2 protein-coding genes are annotated in these 660 nt (G+C 51.1%); both read right to left on the bottom strand.

Annotation, left to right across the window (positions count from 1 at the left end):
- The coding region (locus KMAL_RS16745) for a hypothetical protein (protein ID WP_146044268.1) at positions 1–452 on the bottom strand (452 nt) is incomplete at its 3' end.
- Positions 421–660 (bottom strand): hypothetical protein (locus KMAL_RS17410; RefSeq protein WP_180999867.1); only part of this gene is annotated, 240 nt, incomplete at its 5' end. The genes KMAL_RS17410 and KMAL_RS16745, both read right to left, overlap by 32 nt.

Below are 660 nucleotides of genomic sequence, written 5' to 3'. Positions count from 1 at the left end.
CGCGCGATAGCCGAAAGCGCATGGGCAAAGAAAAACAGATCCATGCCAATTATGATCATGTTGCCTGATATGGAAGACCATTCCTGAGGCTGCGCAATATGTGGCAGACAAAGGTAGAGCGTCATCGCGGTCAGTCCGCCAGTCAAGATACCCCTGAAGAAGGGCCTGATAAATTCAGGACCTCCTCTGACGAGACCGTACCAGGTTCCGGCAGAAGCTACGGAGGCGACATAGACCCATATCGGAAGCTGGCCGCAATCCGGATGTTTGTCAGCCCAGAGGAATGCCATGAGTGTGAGGACGGCGGGTGCGGTGACAGTTTCATCAACGGTTTCGGGCCGCTTGCCAATGCGGAGCAGCCAACGGACGATCCTGCCGGTTTTTCCTTTGGAAAAGTGATAATCTTTATGGTCGTTGTCTTTATTTCGGTCGTTTTTTATTTGGTTCGACATCGTTCTTTTCATCTACATGATTTTCGGTTTCTTTAATGGCGGCATACAGGCTCTGTACTGACGCCATTGCCGTGTCGTAGGTGAAATGTTCGCCGTAAACCATGGATGCCTGAAACCGATCGAAGGAATCACGACATTCTGAATTCGTCATAAGATAAGCTAACGCCTGTTCGGTGCCTGCCTCTGGGTCTGCGCCATACGCAGGGAA

Origin of the sequence: Novacetimonas maltaceti (assembly GCF_002906255.1) — a bacterium.
Lineage (GTDB): Bacteria > Pseudomonadota > Alphaproteobacteria > Acetobacterales > Acetobacteraceae > Novacetimonas > Novacetimonas maltaceti.
This window is presented reverse-complemented; position numbering and strand designations above follow the sequence as displayed.